General features: G+C 76.6%; 3 protein-coding genes. 1 reads left to right on the forward strand and 2 read right to left on the reverse strand.

Annotation, left to right across the window (positions count from 1 at the left end; all coding sequences use genetic code 11):
• Positions 1–135 precede the first annotated feature (135 nt).
• Together HCJ92_RS23450 and HCJ92_RS23455 are read right to left on the reverse strand one after the other, a co-directional pair.
• Positions 136–585 carry a hypothetical protein gene (locus HCJ92_RS23450; RefSeq protein ID WP_167935613.1) on the reverse strand — a complete coding sequence of 150 codons (450 nt, stop codon included), beginning with the start codon at positions 583–585 and terminating at the stop codon, positions 136–138.
• 210 nt (positions 586–795) lie between these two features.
• Complete coding sequence (locus HCJ92_RS23455) at positions 796–1212, reverse strand: VOC family protein (protein ID WP_338054352.1); 417 nt, start codon at positions 1210–1212, stop codon at positions 796–798.
• Positions 1213–1519: 307 nt separating this feature from the next.
• Between HCJ92_RS23455 and HCJ92_RS23460 the strand changes: the two genes are divergently transcribed.
• Positions 1520–2725, forward strand: a complete 1206-nt coding sequence (locus HCJ92_RS23460; protein ID WP_167935614.1) for an outer membrane protein assembly factor BamB family protein — start codon at positions 1520–1522, stop codon at positions 2723–2725.
• Positions 2726–2845 lie beyond the last annotated feature (120 nt).

Here is a 2845-nt window from a genome sequence, read left to right on the forward strand (position 1 = left end):
GTCCGGCCCGCCCCCTCCGCGGGCCGGCCCCCGGCGTCGCGGCCGGCCGGTGTTCTCCGGCGCCGGTCCTCACCGCCGCGCTGCCCGAGCCGCGTCACCCCCTGCCCTGCCGACCGTGCGTGGCGGCCGGGCGCGTCACTCCGGCCACCAGGCGTACAGCCCGTGGTCCGGTCGAGACGCGGCCACAGCCGTGTCACGCAGCCGGCGCACGGCGTGGACGAGTTCCTCCGGGTCCTCCGCCGACACCCAGTACTCCGACGCGGCCCACGCCGTCGCGAGCGACCCGATCCGGTCGTCACCCACCGAGGCGAGCGAGGCGGTGGTGTCCCCGTGCACCGCGATCAGCTCGGAGTCACCCGGCACGGACAGCAGCGTCGTGGGGAACCGGCCGAGCCACTGCCCCGTCGCCGATCCGGAGCAGCCCAACTCCTCCCCGTGGACCACCGCGCACAGTTCGGAGACCATCACCACCGGATCGACCCACTTCAGCTCGGCCACGTCCAGTCCCGCGGCCGTCGGCCCGTCCGCCGCACAGCCCCGCGCCGTGTCGACCGTCGCCGCGAAATACTCGAAGTACTGCCCCATGGCTCACCCCCCCTGGACGGCACCGGGCGTGCCGCCCGAACGCTCTCCGGTCGTGGCGCCGACCCTAACGGCGGCCACCGACAACGTCCCCGTCCCGCCTCGGCGCCCCCGCGCCCGCCGTCAACGCCTCGGCGCCCGGCTCCGACGCGCGAGGAACGGGGGACGGGCCTCCGCGCCGTGGCCCGGTACCGACGCCCGCGCCCTCCGCGGTCAGTCCTCCGGCGCGGCCTCCACCATCCACAGGTGGCCGTCGGGGTCGGTGAAGGTGCCGCTGTAGCCCCACGGCTGCCGGATCGGCGCCGTCACGACGGTCGCGCCCGCCGCTTCCGCCCGCGCCAGCAGCGCGTCCACCTCCGCCGGCGATGCGGCGTCCAGGCCCAGTACGCACTCGCTGACTCCCGAACCCGCCACCTCCCGGCCGCCCAGGACCCATCCGAAACCGCCCGTCGGCACCAGCATCAGCGTCAGTCCGTCGTTGACGGCGAACCGGAGCGGCTCCGGCACCCCGTCCTCCGCGGGCTCGCCGACGGCGCGGAAGCCCAGACCGTCGCGGTAGAACGCGAACGACCGACGGCGGTCCTCGATCGGCAGCGCGATCGTCAGCCCGGTGCGCGGGGATGTGGTCACGGGGAACTCCTCGTCGAAGCGGTCTGGCGGCGGGGGACGTGCACCCGGCCCGGAGGCGCCGCCGATTCGTCACCGTCCGCGGGTGCCGTCCCGTGGTGCGGAGCATCCCACGCGACACGGCCGGGGGCCCCTCCGGCTCGACGCCCCGTCACCGCCCCGCCCCGTCCGGCGGGTACCCCGTGGGTTCCTGGGAACCGGAACGCCGCCCACGGGCGTGCCTGACCACAGGGCCCCGCACGACAACCGCCACCGCGCACCGATCCGGCGCCGCCGTGCCGGGCCGCCGCAGACCGACGGGGGAGAGACCGTGCGACCGAACCAGCAGTACCTTCCGGGCGAACCGACCTCAGCCGCGCGCGGTGCGGCCGTCGCCACCGTGGCCGGCCCGGAGGGCGAGCCCGCCCGGCGCACCGTGCTCGGCCTGCTCGGGCTGGCCGTCCTCACCGTGGCGGGCTGCGCCCCCGGCACGGACGACCGCCGAGCGGACGCCCTCACCGGCGACAGTCGTGCCGACAGCGACAGCGACAGCGACAACGGCGCCGGTGGCGGCTCGGCGGAACCGGGCACCGCGCTGTGGAGCTTCGGGGCCGGCCGCCCGTCCCGGGGGCCCGCCACCCGCTACGGCGATGTCGTGCTCTGCGGCAGCGGCGACACCCTCCACGCCCTCGACGCCGCTGACGGCCTCCTCGGCTGGGAACGCCGCACCGGGCCGGCCTCCGCCGCGCCCCTCCATCACGGTGACGGACTGTACGTCGCGCTGGCCGGCTCCGACGCGAGCGGCATGGTGGTGCTGGATCCCGCCGACGGCTCCCCGCGCTGGCGCCACTCCACCCGCCTGGGCGTCTTCGCCGAACCGGTCGCGGACGGGGACACCGTCTACCTCTGCGGTCTCGACCGAACGGTGCACGCCCTGGACGCGGCGACCGGCCAGGTTCGGTGGACCTTCGAGACCCACGGGCAGGTCTTCAACTCGCCCGTCCTCCACGAGGGGCAGCTCCACGTCGCCACCGGCAACGGTGTGATGCACACGCTCGACACGGCGGACGGCGGCGAGCTGCGACGGTTCACCGGCGGCGGCCAACCGCTCGCGCCGGTGCGCGCCGAGTCGGGGCTGCTCCTCCTCGCCGACCGCGTCGACAGCAGGCTGTACGCGCTCGACCCCGCCACCGGCGAGGAGACGTGGTCGGTCGCGGCAGCCGGCGGGCCGACCGGCCTCGCCACCGCGGGCGACACGGTGCTGCTCGGCGCCGGCCGCCGGCTCACTGCGTTCGGCACGGAGGACGGCGAGGAGCGATGGCGCGCGGACGCCGCCCCGGAGCACTGCCCGGTGACGGTCGTCGGCACCACCGCCTGCCACCGCTCCGCCGAGGCCGAGGTCGTGGCACTCGACCTGGAGACGGGTGAGCACCGCTGGTCGCACGAGGCGGACGGCGCCGTCCTCCACCTCGCGACCGACGGCGACATCCTGTACCTGGGCGCCGACGGAAAGGTGCTCACCGCCCTCGCCGTCTGACCGGACCGACCCGGTCGGGCGGGCCGCCGCCGGCCGCGGCGGTCGTCCGGGACCCGTCGGGCCGGGGTCCGCGGGGCCGAACGGCGCGGCCGACGTGCCTTCTGGACGGCCCGGTGTGAC

Source organism: Streptomyces spiramenti, from assembly GCF_012034385.1.
In the GTDB taxonomy this organism is placed as follows: domain Bacteria; phylum Actinomycetota; class Actinomycetes; order Streptomycetales; family Streptomycetaceae; genus Streptomyces; species Streptomyces spiramenti.

Excerpts from the sequence above, each read along its gene's own strand:
- HCJ92_RS23450 (WP_167935613.1), bottom strand. The coding sequence starts at position 585 with ATGGGGCAGTACTTCGAGTATTTCGCGGCGACGGTCGACACGGCGCGG.